Source organism: Bacteroides ilei (genome assembly GCF_900128495.1).
In the GTDB taxonomy this organism is placed as follows: domain Bacteria; phylum Bacteroidota; class Bacteroidia; order Bacteroidales; family Bacteroidaceae; genus Phocaeicola; species Phocaeicola ilei.
In genome coordinates this window covers 197,601-212,976 of record NZ_LT635801.1, presented here as the reverse complement: position 1 = coordinate 212,976, position 15,376 = coordinate 197,601, and the positions used below count along the sequence as shown (strand labels likewise).

At 45.8% G+C, this 15,376-nt stretch carries 11 protein-coding genes and 2 pseudogenes; 7 read left to right on the top strand and 6 right to left on the bottom strand.

Annotated features, from left to right (window positions below; translation table 11 throughout):
- Positions 1-278: 278 nt before the first annotated feature.
- Both crcB and BQ7489_RS00945 read right to left on the bottom strand, forming a co-directional pair.
- On the bottom strand, positions 279-656 hold the full coding sequence (gene crcB / locus BQ7489_RS00950) for a fluoride efflux transporter CrcB (protein ID WP_072529664.1): 378 nt from the start codon (positions 654-656) through the stop codon (positions 279-281).
- Between the two features lie 254 nt (positions 657-910).
- A pseudogene (locus BQ7489_RS00945) lies at positions 911-1,565 on the bottom strand (DUF1349 domain-containing protein).
- Positions 1,566-1,697: 132 nt separating this feature from the next.
- Between BQ7489_RS00945 and BQ7489_RS00940 the strand changes: the two are divergent.
- Positions 1,698-2,456: a response regulator transcription factor gene (locus tag BQ7489_RS00940; RefSeq protein WP_072529663.1), complete on the top strand. Its 759-nt coding sequence runs from the start codon at positions 1,698-1,700 to the stop codon at positions 2,454-2,456.
- A 6-nt stretch (positions 2,457-2,462) separates the two neighbouring features.
- Here BQ7489_RS00940 and BQ7489_RS00935 read toward each other — a convergent pair whose 3' ends face one another.
- Positions 2,463-3,272 carry an AraC family transcriptional regulator gene (locus BQ7489_RS00935; protein ID WP_072529662.1) on the bottom strand — a complete coding sequence of 270 codons (810 nt, stop codon included), beginning with the start codon at positions 3,270-3,272 and terminating at the stop codon, positions 2,463-2,465.
- Between the two features lie 184 nt (positions 3,273-3,456).
- On the opposite strand from BQ7489_RS00935, the gene BQ7489_RS00930 reads away from it, so the two are divergent.
- Genes BQ7489_RS00930 through BQ7489_RS00920 form a run of 3 tightly spaced genes read left to right on the top strand, consistent with a single transcriptional unit; the run spans position 3,457 to position 7,365 of the window.
- Positions 3,457-4,737 (top strand): TolC family protein, encoded by a 1,281-nt coding sequence (locus tag BQ7489_RS00930; protein WP_239496907.1) that lies wholly within the window; start codon positions 3,457-3,459, stop codon positions 4,735-4,737.
- 27 nt (positions 4,738-4,764) lie between these two features.
- The gene (locus BQ7489_RS00925; RefSeq protein WP_072529660.1) at positions 4,765-5,799 is read left to right on the top strand and encodes an HlyD family secretion protein; all 1,035 of its coding nucleotides are present in this window, start codon (positions 4,765-4,767) and stop codon (positions 5,797-5,799) included.
- Between the two features lie 3 nt (positions 5,800-5,802).
- Entirely contained in the window at positions 5,803-7,365 is a 1,563-nt protein-coding gene (locus tag BQ7489_RS00920; RefSeq protein ID WP_072529659.1) for an MFS transporter, read from the top strand.
- Between the two features lie 88 nt (positions 7,366-7,453).
- Here BQ7489_RS00920 and BQ7489_RS00915 read toward each other — a convergent pair whose 3' ends face one another.
- Complete coding sequence (locus BQ7489_RS00915) at positions 7,454-8,539, bottom strand: linear amide C-N hydrolase (protein ID WP_072529658.1); 1,086 nt, start codon at positions 8,537-8,539, stop codon at positions 7,454-7,456.
- Between the two features lie 187 nt (positions 8,540-8,726).
- On the opposite strand from BQ7489_RS00915, the gene BQ7489_RS00910 reads away from it, so the two are divergent.
- A complete protein-coding gene (locus BQ7489_RS00910) occupies positions 8,727-9,899 on the top strand; it encodes an iron-containing alcohol dehydrogenase (protein WP_072529657.1) in 1,173 nt (390 codons plus the stop codon).
- 82 nt (positions 9,900-9,981) lie between these two features.
- Here the strand turns inward: BQ7489_RS00910 and BQ7489_RS00905 are convergent, their stop codons facing one another.
- Positions 9,982-10,437: an acyl-CoA thioesterase gene (locus BQ7489_RS00905; protein WP_072529656.1), complete on the bottom strand. Its 456-nt coding sequence runs from the start codon at positions 10,435-10,437 to the stop codon at positions 9,982-9,984.
- 123 nt (positions 10,438-10,560) lie between these two features.
- Between BQ7489_RS00905 and BQ7489_RS00900 the strand changes: the two genes are divergently transcribed.
- Both BQ7489_RS00900 and BQ7489_RS00895 read left to right on the top strand, forming a co-directional pair.
- Positions 10,561-11,844 (top strand): O-acetylhomoserine aminocarboxypropyltransferase/cysteine synthase family protein, encoded by a 1,284-nt coding sequence (locus BQ7489_RS00900; protein ID WP_072529655.1) that lies wholly within the window; start codon positions 10,561-10,563, stop codon positions 11,842-11,844.
- Positions 11,845-12,170: 326 nt separating this feature from the next.
- On the top strand, positions 12,171-13,700 hold the full coding sequence (locus tag BQ7489_RS00895) for a MutS family DNA mismatch repair protein (protein WP_072529654.1): 1,530 nt from the start codon (positions 12,171-12,173) through the stop codon (positions 13,698-13,700).
- Here the strand turns inward: BQ7489_RS00895 and tnpC are convergent.
- Positions 13,588-15,367: pseudogene (gene tnpC, locus BQ7489_RS00890) on the bottom strand (IS66 family transposase). The gene BQ7489_RS00895 and the pseudogene tnpC overlap by 113 nt on opposite strands.
- Positions 15,368-15,376: the final 9 nt, after the last annotated feature.

Here is a 15,376-nt window from a genome sequence, read left to right as displayed (position 1 = left end):
ACCTCCACGTAACCTTATGCAAAATACAGCAAGTCTCAGGTGGAGCAATAGCGGGAGATTACGTCTTTAGCTAAAAGATACATCAAAGATATTCAGCCACTTATCGTTAGATTACGATTCCTGGTGGCACCACTTTGAAGAAAAGCAAAAGACAGTAAAATCCTGATTTCCAAGCGAAATCAGGATTTTTTGTTTTCCCCAAGCACGCAAAAAACGGCAGAATATTACCGTTCGAGGTGGAGCAAAAGGTGGAGATAAAATCTCTCCAAACCAGACTTCTACAAGATTTTTATAAGTGAATAGCCAACATATAGCATCAGCAGGCCTACAAGCAGACTTAAAGCGATGTAGAAAAACAAATAAAAGAAATTGGCATCTCTAATCAATTGATAGCTTTCATTGATGAAGGTAGAAAAAGTCGTAAATCCTCCACAAAAACCTACGGTAAGAAAAAGCCGCATGTCCGGACTTATAAGATTATTGCGCTCAAACAATCCATAAAACAGACCGATTGCAAAGCAACCTACTACATTGACTAAAAAAGTGCCCAGAGGAAATGTATGGAATCCGGAATCCTGTATCAACTTTGATATAAGATAGCGCAACACACCTCCGGTAAAACTACCTATGCCTACAATCAGTAAAGACCTTAACATAACAAGATATAAGAAGATTAATTTTCAATATCAGGCAGGGATCATCAGCTCTTATCCACATATATTTACATACCATTTCCAAACGCCTGAAAAAATAACTGTCGACATAGGTAGTTTGAAAGCTAATCCCATAGCCGGTGCAAAACTACAGAAAATATTTCAGCTTTGCCGATCATTCCTCCAAATCACACGGACCATTAAATAAAATTAGCAATAAGGCACTATAAGGATACCTTTCCCGGATCTTTTTACCTTTAATCTTCAGCATTGTTCTTCAACCACTCCAGACGTCTCTGGTCTGGAAGATGTCTGACCTTGAAATGCTCAAAGGTAACGTCAAAACCGTCTCCATCCGGACAGGCAGCCATCAACCCTACCTGCACCGGAGTATTGTCCTGCAGCCAGGCATTGCGCATCATCGTATATTCCTTGTCATCGAACGAATAAAAGATTTCTACAGCATCCAGCCGTCTGACAGCCTTTATCCAGACATACGGAACAGGTTTCTCCAAAGTTATCACGCTCCAATCCGATGTCTTATGGGTGACAACGGTACTCAGATTGAACTTCCCGTCCACAAATTCTATACCTGTCTTGATGTAATTCTCATGGTCGATACGCAGCATCAACCCAGCCTGGTCAAACCGTTTTCTTATAGTTTCCTGTAACTTTCACTTTGACCTCAAATTCGCCTCCATAAGTGGTGTAATAAAAAGGGGCGTCATCAACGGTAAAACCATAATGCGAAATTCTCCAATAGTCACTTTGAGGGGTTACAAACATGGACAGTGACTTGTTTTCTATCTTCCACTGCTCCGGTTCGTTGAACCATTGCATTTTCTCCAATGTCTGCGCCATACATAACTGTAAGGGCATAAAAGCTGCAAGCAAATAATATAGTCTTTTCATCTTATCTTTTTATTTGTCATTTATTAAATGCTATGAAGGGAATTTTAAAAATCTTTTTTTATTTACATTTGCAAATGTAGAAAGTTATGATCCGATCTACAATAATTATAAATAACCATTTATAACCGGCCGATGGATACTCTGAACAAACTGAACAAAGAATTCTCCAGGCAACATTTCCCGACAGAACAACCGTATGCCGAAATGTTGGACAGATACAAGGACATAGCCTGCAACTATGCCCGAATGGAAAACGCCATAGCCGTACTAAGTGACCTACGTGCAAATGTCAGCTACATCTATTATGGCCGTTTTTCGAAAATGCTGGGTGTGGAAAAGAATGAAGACGGCAATACAGTTTCTTCCATCTGGGAAAAGGAGATCTTCAAACTTATCCATCCGGACGATCTTCCTAAAAAACATTTACAGGAGCTCTGTTTCTTCCATTTTATAAAGAAACTGCCTAAAAGGAAACGGAGCGACTATTACCTGATGAGCAGGTTCCGTATGAAAACCGAGACCGCTTCTTACATTCCCGTATGGCACCGGATGTTCTATATCCCCACCCCATCCAACGATAACACGTTATGGCTGGCCTTATGCCTTTACAGCCCCTTACTGTTTGAACTTCCCGCCCAATGCCTGATAATCAACTCGGTCAACGGAAACACTACCGAACTGGAAAAGCAGAATAATACAAATATGTTGTCGCCTAGAGAAAAACAGATTCTGGAACTGGTAGATAAAGGACTGACCAGCAAGGATATAGCCAGGGTACTTTCCATCAGTATCAACACAGTCAGCCGTCACAGGCAGGAAATATTAAGCAAACTTCAGGTAAAAAACTCCATTGAAGCGTGCCGGATTGCGAAGGGACTTAAAATAATCTGACACCGGTCAGTCATCCCGGTTACCGAATGCACTGGGAGTCATTCCGGTTATCTGCTTGAACACCCTGTTAAAATGGTTAGGACTGCTGAACCCCACTTCGTAAGCAATCTGCTGTATCGTTTTGCCTTTGTCCGAAAAAAGCTCGATGGCACGGGTTATCCGCTGGTAATTGAGATAATTGCTGAAACGGATACCCGAATTATGCAACAAACGGCTCAGATTCCTGACGGAGAACCCGAATTCCGAAGCCACTTGTTCTATCCCAAGATTTTCATGCGCATGCTCGACTATGTAATGCAGCACCGGCTGCAGCCGGAAATCACGAGGTATGGTCAACGTTTTCAGCAGAATCTCCTTATGCGGATTCATGGAAGGCAGCAGCTTGAAGAAACCGAGCGTAAAGAAAAACAGGTCGTGCTGCGTAGACTCCCGGATAATGCTGCCGAAAGAATCAATGAACTTGATGTTTTCAGCCATTACCGGATTGACATTATAGATGGAAAACTCATTGACCACATCTTCTACCGACAAGGATCCGAACGTAAAGTAAAAGATGACCAACGACGACTGCCGGTTGTTGCTGGACAGTTCATGTTCGGTATTCTCGGGTATCCAGGCGATATGTTTTTCGGGAACAAAATAGGCACTGTCGCCTATCTGGACACGGAGTGTACCCGCCAGAGTATACATTACCTGATGCCTGTCGTGGATATGCCTCGACAAATTGACTTCTTTCCATCCCGTCTTCCTTATATAGATTTCATCATCGCCCAATCGGCCGATAGATGACAAATATGCCTCCTGTCCGTTATCCATCCTATATTCTTGGCTTAAAAAGTTAATATTATTGCATAATTTGCAATTTAGGTACAAATTTAATGCTTTAATTTTGCACCGTCAAATCAGGATGACACAAAAGACTAACTTCTTTAAAAAATATCGCTCGACGGAGCGATCATCAAAATACAGGTATATGACAGGTAAAAGGATAATTGCAAGTATGGGAACACTCATGTTCCTTACAGGGATATTTGCCCAAACCCGTACGCTGAGTATCGATGAACTATTCAGACTGGCTGATGAAAACAGCAAGAGCATCCGCCTACATTCATTGGCTGTAGACGAGGCTGAACAGGGGATCAAAGTAGCCCGTAACCAGCGGCTACCCTCCATCAATGCTAGCCTGGAGTTCAAGTATATCGGTGACGGATACATGACCGACCGTAACTTTTCCAACGGTGTACATGCCGACATGCCTCATTATGGAAACTCTTTCGTACTGAAAGCCTCGCAGGTGGTATATGCCGGAGGGGCTATCACGCGCAGTATAGAACGCAGCCGGCTGCAGAAACATGCCATGGAGCTAGAGTACCAGAACAACCGTCAGGACATCCGTTTCCTGCTGTTGGGATATTATCTGGACCTGTTCCAGCTCAAGAACCAGAAGCTGGTTTACGAAAAGAACATTGAACAGACCCGACTGCTGGTCAAAGATATGCGTGCCGCATACAAACAGGGAACAGCCCTGAAAAGTGACATTACCCGTTATGAACTGCAGCTGCAGAACCTGGAGCTGGAACTTACTTCGACCAAAAACAAAATTGAAGTGCTGAACCACCGGCTCACAACTACCGTAGGCCTCGACCCGAACATACAGATCATGCCGGACACAACCGCGCTTATGAAACAGTCTATAGAACGTACAGACGAAATGAACTGGCTGCAGGATATGGGAAACGCTCCTGAACTGCAGATGGCCGATAACCAGATAAAACTGAGTCAGAACGCCCACCAGGCCGTACGCGCCGAACTTCGTCCGCATATCAACCTGACAGCAGCCAACGATTTCACAGGACCAATCCTGGTTGAAGTGCCTCCGCTCAACAACAATTTCACCTATTGGTATGCCGGAGTAGGTATTTCCTACAATATCGACGCTCTATTCAAAAGCAAGAGAAAACTGAAACAGGCAGCCATCACGACCTTGAAGATGCAAGAAAACAGAAAGCTTGTCCAGGAAAAGCTGGAACACCAGATACACGCGGCCTACATCGACCTGAATGAGGCTTTCGTAAGGCTCCAGACACAGGAAAAAAGCGTACAGCTCGCACATGAGAACTTCAATATCGTACGGCAGCGGTACATAAACGGACTGGCACTGATTACCGACATGCTGGATGCCAGCAATACACAGCTTGATACAGAGCTGAAACTATCGAATGACCAGATCAATATACTTTACCAATATTATCTGCTCAAGAAAATTACAGGAACACTTTAACATACAAACTAAAAACAGATTTACACTATGATAAAAAGTAAGAAAAAAGCCATCCCTAATTTCTTCTTCCTTCTGGTACTTGCAGCCGGTATAGCATGGGTATGCGGACGTTTTGTCCACCTGGGTAACGTGGAATATACCGACAATGCACAGGTTAAACAGCACTTGACTCCGGTAAACACCCGTATTCAGGGTTTCATCAAAAAAATCTATTTCGAGGAATTCCAGCCGGTCAAGAAAGGAGATACACTGGCCATCATAGAAGATACCGAATACCGGCTGAAAGTGGCACAGGCAGAAGCCGATTACCAGAATGCGCTGGCCGGTAAATCGGCAATGCATACTACCATCAATACGACAGAAAACAACATTCTGGTTACTGACGCAGCCATTGAAGAACAACGTGTACGTCTGCAAAATGCGGAAACAGACTATAAACGCTACCAGGAACTGATGAAGGAAGAGGCGGTCACGCCCCAGCAGTTCGACCGCGTAAAGACAGACTTTGCCGCCACCAAGGCACGTTATGAACAGCTGTTGCGCCAGAAACAGTCAACCAACCTGCAGAAGCAGGAGCAGACCCACCGCCTGGAACAGAATGAATCGGACATCAAACTGGCTGAAGCGGCACTGAACCTAGCCAAACTGAACCTTTCGTACACCGTAATCCTGGCTACGGCCGACGGCGTTACTGGACGTAAGGATATCCATGAAGGTGAACTGGTACAGCCCGGACAAACCCTGGTGACCCTGGTAGACGGCACCGAAAAATGGGTTGTAGCCAACTACAAGGAAACCCAGACCACCAATATGGCAAAAGGGCAGCTGGTAGAAATAAAGGTAGACGCCATCCCCGACGTAACCTACGAAGGACGGATTTCTTCTATTTCGGACGCTACAGGCTCCTTCTATTCAATTATTCCACAAGACAATTCGGCCGGCAACTTCGTGAAAGTAGAGCAGCGTATCCCGGTCCGCATTGAATTTACCGAGAACAACAGCAAGAAAGATCTGGACCGCCTGCGCGCCGGTATGAATGTAGAATGTAGTGTAAGATATTAAATCATGGCCACAGAAGAACGTCCCCGGATCCTGCATTTCAAGGAATTCCTGCCCACACCGGTATGTATGGCCCTTTCCTTGTTCTTTGCAGTGGTATTCCAGCTTAACGGAGGGGTATTTCTCCCTACTGCTGTACAGATGTCGAGCTCATTGGGCTGGCTCAATGAAGACATCATGATGGCGGGCTATTCCTCATTCATCGGAATGACCATCATTTTCCCGATTCTGTTCCGGCTGAAATTCCGCTTCATGACCCGCTATATCCTGCTCACGGTCTGCCCGGTGCTGATAGCCTGTAACCTGATAACGATGCATACCACCAACCTTGCCGTACTGGTGGTAACCTGTTTCATCTCGGGATTTTTCCGTATGTGGGGTACATTCGAATGTTTTTCCAACATCCGGCTCAGCGTCACCCCTTCGGGAAACTTCTCGGTATTCTATCCGGTTATTTATATCGTAGTACTGGAAAGTATCCAGGTTTCGGGTCTGATATCGACCTATATCTCCGATATGGCCAACTGGCACTATATGCACTGGCTGGTTATCGGACTGCTGATCATTGTGTGGGCATGCATCTATTTCTTTACACGCCCTATCCGTGTTTTCAGGAAAAAGCCTCTCTATGGCATTGACTGGATCGGTGCCGCACTATGGACCATTTTCCTGTTCTCTATCGTATATGTATGTATTTACGGTGAGTATTACGACTGGCTGGACAGTTCCGAAATCAGGGCCAGTATCGTCATTACCGTAATAACGCTGATGCTGAACATCAACCGGATGACGTGCATACGCCGTCCGTATATCGAACCACAGGTATTCCGGTACAAGAATTTCCCGGTAATCCTGTTCCTGTTCCTGATGTTGTGTTTCTACCTCACCAGTTCATCGGTCCTGGAAACCTTGTTCATGCGGTCTATCCTGCAATATGACGCCCTTAACGCCATTTCGCTCAACTGGTTTGTCTTTGCGGGGATTCTCACAGGGGCAGGCATCGTATTTTACCGCCAGGCGGTACTGCATAAAGGATTCAAGCTCCTTATATTTGTAGGCTTCTTCCTGCTGGTAATCTACGAATATTACATGTATTTCCTCATTTATCCGGACCTGAATATCGAGAGCCTTTACCTGCCCGATTACCTGCGAGGAATAGGACACGGAATCCTTTATATCGCCCTGACCATTTATGTGGCAAAAAGCGTACCGTTCCAACACTTTTTCCAAGGGCTGTGCATACTGGGCTTTATCCGCACCAGTATCGCCACTCCGCTCGGAACCGGAATATTGAACCGATGCATGCGCCATCTGCAGCAGGACAAACTGGGTATTCTCAGCCGGGACATGGACCAGTTGCAGATATGGTCGCCCAATGTCTCGGTCAAACAGCTCTATGCCGAACTGTTGACACAGACCACCCTGACCAGTCTTCGGGAACTGTTCGGATGGATCTGTATTACAGGAACCATACTCCTTATCATCATTATCTGCTACCGCTTCTGGCGGAGAGAGATTGCCGGAGGGGTCAGGAAACTATATGCCATTGTAGTCAGGGCAGGCCGATAAGAAATACACCAACCTTTGTTATAAAAAAGGACTGCCGGGAGACTTCTTCTCCGGCAGTCCTTCTATAATTTCATCTATGTAAACCGAATCATTTCACCGTTATGGTCTGAATAGGCTGACGAGTGACTTTATCCAACGGTTCGGCACGGTATTTCACTTTGGCAAAATTGATTGTCTTAAGGTCAAAGCAGCGGATGGCACTGTTATACATGGTACTGTAATACAGCTTCAGTTCCTGCATGTCGGCTGCCGCTGTCCACTGTGTGGCACTCGGTATATCGGCCGGTTTTGTCCCTTTGTCGAATTCGGCGCCGATAGGTATATCAAAATTGCGCAGAATCTGGAAGCCTTCCAGAACAGCCTCCTCTGTTGTGTCATAACGGGGTGCCGTAGCCTGATAAAAGGCTGCACGTACAAACCGTGACGGAGGAGTGATATCGCCGGGTAATCCCAGGAAGCCGCTGCCCACACCGAAAGAGCGGAGTTCAAGTGCATCAAACTGCTGTGCGGCTGCCGAACCCGGATAAAGGTTCACGTAGTTGTTCAGGTTCGTAAGCTGCCATTTAAGGTCGGGAGAGTTGGTAAGTACTCCCAACGGATTGTCATAGAATACAGCCTGGCCATCGATATACTCCAATACGATCTGACGGTTCGACTTGTCGGTAAAACGCCAGTGAACGGTAGAAGCCCTCGGATCGATAGTGGTCACCTTTACCTTCGAGACAGCCTCCTTCACTTCATCGACCGTTTCACATTCTCCCAGAATCCAGGAAACCAGTTGCAGGTCGGCGATAGTGACAGATTTTTCCGCAGCGGAAGAAGCAGGATATTTTCCGTATCCGGGGAAATAGAACAATCCTGCCGAAAGCCCCTTCTCATTCAGCCCTTCAGCCACAAATTCCTTCTGATTTACGGCAAGTCCTACATAGCCGTACCGCGAGGTAAACTTCATTCCATCGGTCGTACCGTCAGACAGCCACGACTGCTGCTGATACCCCCTTGGCACAATGACATACTGACTGTTCAGATTAGTCCCTCCCCATTCGATGGTACGCGCCACTACACGTGCATTTCCACTTGTAGTCAGCGTGATGCCTGTACAGGCCGATGCGGAAGGCAGAGAAAGGAAAGCCGCAACGCCGGCCATCCATAATGCAATCGTCTTCATTTTCATAATCCATATTTTTAAAAGGTTATCAGTTCTTTGTTGTTAAACACATAATTACCCCGATTGTTCATCCGCATTTTACAAATATGAACATTTCTTGATTCTTCACATACAAAATTAACATAACACTTAAACAGAAAAAAGTTTTTCTTTGTATATTTGAAAAAATACAAACTTTAAATGTAGAGATATCATGAATTCGAACCCAATTTTCAGTTTGCACATTCCAACCAAGATTTTGTTTGGATGTGGTGAGATCAAGAAACTAGCTACAGAGACTCTTCCCGGCAAAAAGGCGATGATCGTAATATCCGCCGGCACTTCCATGAAGAAATACGGATATCTGGACAAAGTCATCAACCTGTTGTCGGAAAACGATACGGCAGCCATTGTCTACGACAAAATCCAGCCGAACCCGATGAAACAACATGTTATGGACGCAGCAGCCATCTGCCGCGAACAGGGATGTGACTTCATTATCGGTCTGGGCGGAGGAAGCAGTATCGACTCGGCCAAGGCCATTGCAGTCATGGCATGCAACAACGGCGACTTTTGGGATTATGTAAGCGGCGGTACGGGAAAAGGACGTACCATCAGCAAGGCGCTGCCTATCGTGGCTATCCCTACAACGGCGGGGACAGGTACGGAAGCCGATCCTTGGGCAGTAATCACCAACGAAGAGAAACAGGAAAAGATCGGCTATGGAAACCAGTATACCTTCCCTACCCTTTCCATCATCGACCCGGAACTGATGGTTTCCATTCCAGCCCGGTTTACGGCCATGCAAGGCTTTGACGCCTTCTTCCATGCTGCCGAAGGTTTCATTGCCAATTGTGCCACTCCGGTCAGCGACCTCTTTGCCTTGGAAGCTATCAGATTATTATATAAGTACTTGCCTGTAGCCGTCAACGACGGACGCAACCTGAAGGCACGTGCCAAGGTTGCCTTGGCAAGCACGCTTGCCGGCCTGGTAGAATCTACTTCCAGCTGTATTTCCGAGCACTCCATGGAACATGCCATGAGTGCCATGCACCCCGAACTTCCGCACGGTGCCGGACTGATTGCCATCAGCGAAGCCTACTTCGAAACCTTCCGCAATGACTGCATGAAACGTTACATGAAGATGGCCGAAGTGATGACACAGCAGAAGAGCAACCGCCCGAGCGACTTTATCGAAGCCTTGGTACGCATGCAGAAGGAATGTCATGTATACGGCCTCAAACTGAGTGAGTGGGGGTTGAAGGAAGAAGATTTCCCTACAATGGTACAGAATGCACGCCATACCATGGGAGCACTCTTCACGCTTGACCCGCGTCCGCTGACCGATGAAGAGGTACTGGCCATCTACCAGAAATCATACAAATAAGATACAATATACAGATAAAGCAGAGGAGGGACCCGGACATCCGGATTCCTCCTCCACTTTTTTTGTATAGACCGGAAAACCTTCACCTGTTTTCTATCGGCTGCGAAAGTTCCTCCAACGTCTTCTCTTCATACCTGCATACCGCCTCCTTGAAATCGTCCGGCAGATCTACCGGCTCTTTTGTCAGAATGTCATATCCTACCATCACCGTACGGCACTGGCATTTCAACACCCCGCTCGCCTTGTTATAGGCACGCTGCAGCAACGTAAAACTTTTATGTCCTAAATGAATTACGGTAGTCTCTATTTCCAGCTCATCCGAGAAAAATACCGGAGCCAGGAAATCGGCGTTGATATTAGCCACCACAATACCCAGCTCTTTCCAATCCCTTTCACCGAAAACTTCACGTATATAGGATGTCTTGGCCAGGTCGTAAAGGGAAAAATAAGAAGAATTGTTCATATGCCCATACTGGTCGACATCACTGAAACGGATCTGGACAGGCAACACATGCCTGAATTTCACATCATCTGCCATATATAAAAGTATTTGTTAGTGTATTCTCAAATATAGCGCTTTTCAACTAAATAACGAACCGGCAAAAAGAATAATTTGTTACTTTTGCGCTAAATAAATTGACAAACTATAAAAAGAGATTCAATGGAAAATAAATTCAGCAAAGAAACACTCTGCGTACAGGCAGGATGGACTCCTAAAAACGGTGAGCCCCGTGTACTTCCCATCTATCAAAGTACGACATTCAAATACGACGACAGCGAACAGATGGCACGGCTGTTTGACCTGAAAGATACCGGCTATTTCTATACCCGCCTGCAGAACCCGACAAACGATGCGGTGGCTGCCAAGATTGCGGCACTCGAAGGCGGCGTGGGAGCCGTGCTTACTTCATCGGGACAGGCTGCCAACTTCTATGCCGTATTCAATATCTGCGAAGCCGGCGACCATCTGGTATGCTCTTCCACCATTTACGGCGGGACATTCAACCTCTTTGGAGTAACCATGAAAAAACTGGGCATTGAATGTACATTCATCGATGCGGACGCTCCGGAAGAGGAAATTGACAAGGCTTTCAGACCCAACACAAAATGTATGTTCGGTGAAACGATCTCAAACCCGAGCATCAATGTACTCGATATCGAAAAGTTCGCACGTATCGCTCACAAGCACGGAGTACCTCTGATAGTGGACAATACATTCGCTACTCCGATCAACTGCCGTCCGTTTGAATGGGGCGCCGACATTGTCACCCATTCCACTACCAAATACATGGACGGACACGCCTGCTGCGTAGGAGGCGCCGTAGTAGACAGCGGTAACTTCGACTGGGACGCTCACGCCGACAAGTTCCCGGGAATGACACAACCCGATGAATCGTACCACGGACTGACCTACACCAAGGCATTCGGGAAAATGGGATATGTAACCAAGCTGACCGCCCAGCTCATGCGCGACCTGGGATCAATCCCTTCACCACAAAATTCATTCCTGCTCAACCTGGGACTTGAAACCTTGCACCTGCGTGTCCCGCGTCACTGCGAAAATGCCCAGAAGGTGGCCGAATGGCTGGAAGCCAACCCGAAAGTAAAATGGGTGAACTATTGCGGACTGAAAAGCAACAAGTATTATGAACTGGCCCAGAAATACCTTCCTAACGGTTCCTGTGGTGTAATCGCTTTCGGTATCAAAGGTACGCGCGAAGATGCCGTGAAATTCATGGATAACCTGAAACTGGCCTGCATCGTGACACATGTGGCCGATGCACGTACCTGTGTTCTGCATCCGGCCAGCCATACACACCGTCAGCTCACCGACGAACAGCTGATTGAGGCCGGCGTGGCTCCAGGCCTGATCCGTCTTTCTGTAGGTATTGAGAATGTAAATGACATCATAGCCGACCTGGACCAGGCATTACAGACAGTCTGATTCTATAATTCTAGAAACAACGTCGCAAAGAGACGGAGATTACCCTCTCATCTTCCGAAAAGAAGAACGGGAAATCTCCGTCTTTTCATTTTTATACGAAACTGTACGGAATATAAAAACCATAAGGATACCTGATTTTATCACTCTGGTGAAAAGGCCTTATCATTGGAGTGATAATAACGTATCACTGGAGTGATAAGATATTATCACCAGAGTGATAAGACAACAATAACAAAAAACAGATGAAATCCCCGGTTTGAATATCTGGAACATTTCACTATTTTTGCCGGTAAACTTATTTACTGAAAACAAAAAGATTCATTGATATGGAAAATCCTAAAGACTGGTATACCCAACGGATTGTCGAAACCGAAGACTATCTCCATAAAACAAAAGGCATAATCTTCCGCATCAGCATGCTCCGTGTCCTTTTTTTCCTCGCCGGAATAGCCGGTATCATCTATTTCTTTCATGCGGACGCATGGATCATCACGGCCAGCATATGTTGCACATTCGTCCCCTTCCTGGCCCTGGTAAAGATACACAACCGATTCTTCTATCGGAAGGTATGGCTGGAAACTCGGCAGCAAATGAACAAAAACGAATTGGCCGGACTAGACAACGATTACTCGGCCTTTGATGAAGGAAAGGAGTTCATCAATCCGAATCATCTATATTCCTACGATCTTGATCTGTTCGGCAAGAAGTCATTGTTTCAAGCCGTGGACCGCACCTGCACCCCAATCGGGAAAAAGGCTCTGGCACATTGGTTCAACAACCATCTGACCGATAAAAAAAGAATAGAATCAAGACAGGAAAGCGTAAAAGATCTGAGCAAAAGGAAAGAATTCAGAGAAAGATTCTACATAACGGGAACCATTACACGGGGAAAAGAGAATGACGAAGAAGAAATCCGGAAATGGAGCGATACATCAGTCTACCTGTCTGATGCGCTTTGGGCCAAGATCATGATTCTGGCAGTACCCGTCATCAACCTGTTGCTTCTGGCAGGAGGATTATCAGGAATCTTCAGCTTCAAATGGCTCGGACTTTCATTCATGTGTTTCGTAATCCTCAGCTTCGCCATTATCAGACGCGCTACCACTGTTCAGGAAAGTTTCGGGGAAAAGCTGAAATCGTTAAACACCTATGCCAAGCTGATTTCACTGGCCAAACAGGAACAATGGGAATCGGAAGAGCTGAAGGACCTGACAGCCGCTCTGAATATCGAAGGGAAATCGCCGGCTGAAGCTTTGGAGCGGCTTTCAAAGGAACTAGACAGACTGGACTTAAGGAACAACCAGTTTCTTTATGTCATACTGGAAGGCTGCCTGTTTTTCCAACTCCAGCAGATAGTCCGAATCGAACGTTGGAAAAAACAATATGGGAAATATATAATGAACTGGCTGGAAGCTGTAGGCAAACTGGACGCATTATGCTCCTTAGGAAATTTCGCTTACAACCACCCCACTTATTGCTATCCCGAAATAAGTGACCGGCCTTTCATCTTCGAAGCCAAAGAAATGGGACATCCACTGATGCCCGAAAAACAGTGTGTAAGGAACGATGCCGACATTCCTTCACGTCCGTTCTTCCTGATTATAACCGGTGCGAATATGGCCGGAAAAAGTACCTATCTGCGGACAATAGGCACCAGTAACCATTCTATTTTCCGCCACGACGATTTTATCGGCTGTTTTTCAGCCGATAAAATAAAAAAGTTCGTAAGAAAATATTTTTGTTTTAACATTCCGATTTATAAAAACATGGCAGAAGAGCCTTCTTGTCGCAGTCCTTACCATGAAGAATACATTCAAACAAGTGCTTCAGGTAATCCTGAGGGTCTATATCATTAAGTTTGCAGCTTTCTATCAGGGAGAAGATGAATGCCGAGTTTTCTGCCGCATATTCACTACCTATATTCATGCAGTTCTTGAGCAGCAGCTTTACAGGTTTCATCCTTTGCTCACAGAGGTTGTTCGAGATTTCCGCTGCACCGTCCTTTAGGATATTTTTCAGGGATTTCCACTGGTTTAACGTATAGTTCGCAGCCTTTCTTATCAGTTCGTTAGCCATAATCTTCGCATCCTGCATCATCATGACCACCTTATGATGGATACGTTCAAGAATAGGTCCTGTAAGTTTAAGTCTTTTTTCCTTAATCTGCCCGCTGCTGAGTTTCATCATACGGAACAGATCTTCATTTCTGAACATATCACCGATAGGATTTATTATGTCCATTGCCCTCCTGTCTGAAGGCAAGGCATCAACCCACAGCCTTCTGCAGTGCGTCCAGCATCCTATATGAAGCACCTTTGATTCTTCTCCGTCAAACATCCTGTAAACCGTATATCCGTCTGTAGATATAGATCCCATAAAATGCTCAAGGAAGGTCTTTGCTACATCAGAGGCTCTACTACCGTTATTGTAATGATAATAAACCAGCTTGACATGTTTTGCAAAGAAAGCCCATAAATACTTTCTCCTGTAAGCCTTACCTTCCGGTGTTTCAACTCCGACAAGTTCGGTAGTCTCATCAACCATAAGGTATTTTGCCTGTTGTACAAACTCCTTGAAGACATCTTCCATAAACTCCCTTAGTCTGGAGATTCCGTTATGGATATAGCTGTTCAGCGTGGTGTTGCTTATGTGGATGCCTTCTCTTGCAAGCAGTCTTATCTGCCTGTTCTCAGGCATGCTGAAGTCATATTTCAGGCAAAGCAGGCGGGCAAGCAGTTCAGGGGAGAAGATACCTCCAAGGTTTTTCAAGGGATGCTCCATCGTGCTTGTGAAAGTGCCGTCGGCAAGCTTTACCCTCGCCACCTTGTACACATGCTCCACATTATGAGCCCTTACATGTTCTATGACCCTGTATTCCCACACATCAGCCATTCCGTTACGGTTCATAAGCCTTGCACCATCCGGGAGTTGGTAATAATCTTCTATTTCATGAACAACTACCTTATCCACCTTCAGCCTGGTCTTTTCTGCACGGGGAGCTGTTTCCTTTTTCCTTGAAGGCCTGCAGTTCTGTGCAGGTACGTTACCGGAAGAGGTATTGCTGCCAGTACCGTTACCATCTGCCTTATTATTATCATCTTTCTTATCAGAGCCGTCATACTCGGACTTCTCCATTNGCCGACTTGTCAATGTTACGGTTGTTCAGCAGCCTTCTTTGCTCGGAGGTACGACCGAAGCGGTGTTTCCTGCTGTCCTCAAGCTGAAGCCTGAGATTGGAAACCTCATTTGCCAGCATCATGTTCACCTCGTCTTTTGCCTCAAGCTGCTTTCTCATAAGTTCCATTTCTTTCCTGTAATGTTCAACCGTGGTTGATTGCTTTTCGAGGGATTCTTTGAGGTCATTGATTGTATCAACCAGAGCCTTGGAGTTCTCTTTGTTTGATTCTTCAATAGCCTTAAGCCTCGCAATCAGTTCGTTTACCTGTTTGCGAAGCCCTGCCTTTTCCTCATTTGCCAGACCCAGCTGGCAGCAAAGTAACTCGTATGCTCTTTCATCAATCATGATATAAAG

Excerpts from the sequence above, each read along its gene's own strand:
- BQ7489_RS00915 (WP_072529658.1), bottom strand. The coding sequence starts at position 8,539 with ATGAAAATGAAGACGATTGCATTATGGATGGCCGGCGTTGCGGCTTTC.
- BQ7489_RS00900 (WP_072529655.1), top strand. The coding sequence starts at position 10,561 with ATGGAAAATAAATTCAGCAAAGAAACACTCTGCGTACAGGCAGGATGG.
- BQ7489_RS00940 (WP_072529663.1), top strand. The coding sequence starts at position 1,698 with ATGGATACTCTGAACAAACTGAACAAAGAATTCTCCAGGCAACATTTC.
- BQ7489_RS00930 (WP_239496907.1), top strand. The coding sequence starts at position 3,457 with ATGGGAACACTCATGTTCCTTACAGGGATATTTGCCCAAACCCGTACG.
- BQ7489_RS00925 (WP_072529660.1), top strand. The coding sequence starts at position 4,765 with ATGATAAAAAGTAAGAAAAAAGCCATCCCTAATTTCTTCTTCCTTCTG.
- BQ7489_RS00905 (WP_072529656.1), bottom strand. The coding sequence starts at position 10,437 with ATGGCAGATGATGTGAAATTCAGGCATGTGTTGCCTGTCCAGATCCGT.
- BQ7489_RS00895 (WP_072529654.1), top strand. The coding sequence starts at position 12,171 with ATGGAAAATCCTAAAGACTGGTATACCCAACGGATTGTCGAAACCGAA.
- crcB (WP_072529664.1), bottom strand. The coding sequence starts at position 656 with ATGTTAAGGTCTTTACTGATTGTAGGCATAGGTAGTTTTACCGGAGGT.
- BQ7489_RS00910 (WP_072529657.1), top strand. The coding sequence starts at position 8,727 with ATGAATTCGAACCCAATTTTCAGTTTGCACATTCCAACCAAGATTTTG.
- BQ7489_RS00920 (WP_072529659.1), top strand. The coding sequence starts at position 5,803 with ATGGCCACAGAAGAACGTCCCCGGATCCTGCATTTCAAGGAATTCCTG.
- BQ7489_RS00935 (WP_072529662.1), bottom strand. The coding sequence starts at position 3,272 with ATGGATAACGGACAGGAGGCATATTTGTCATCTATCGGCCGATTGGGC.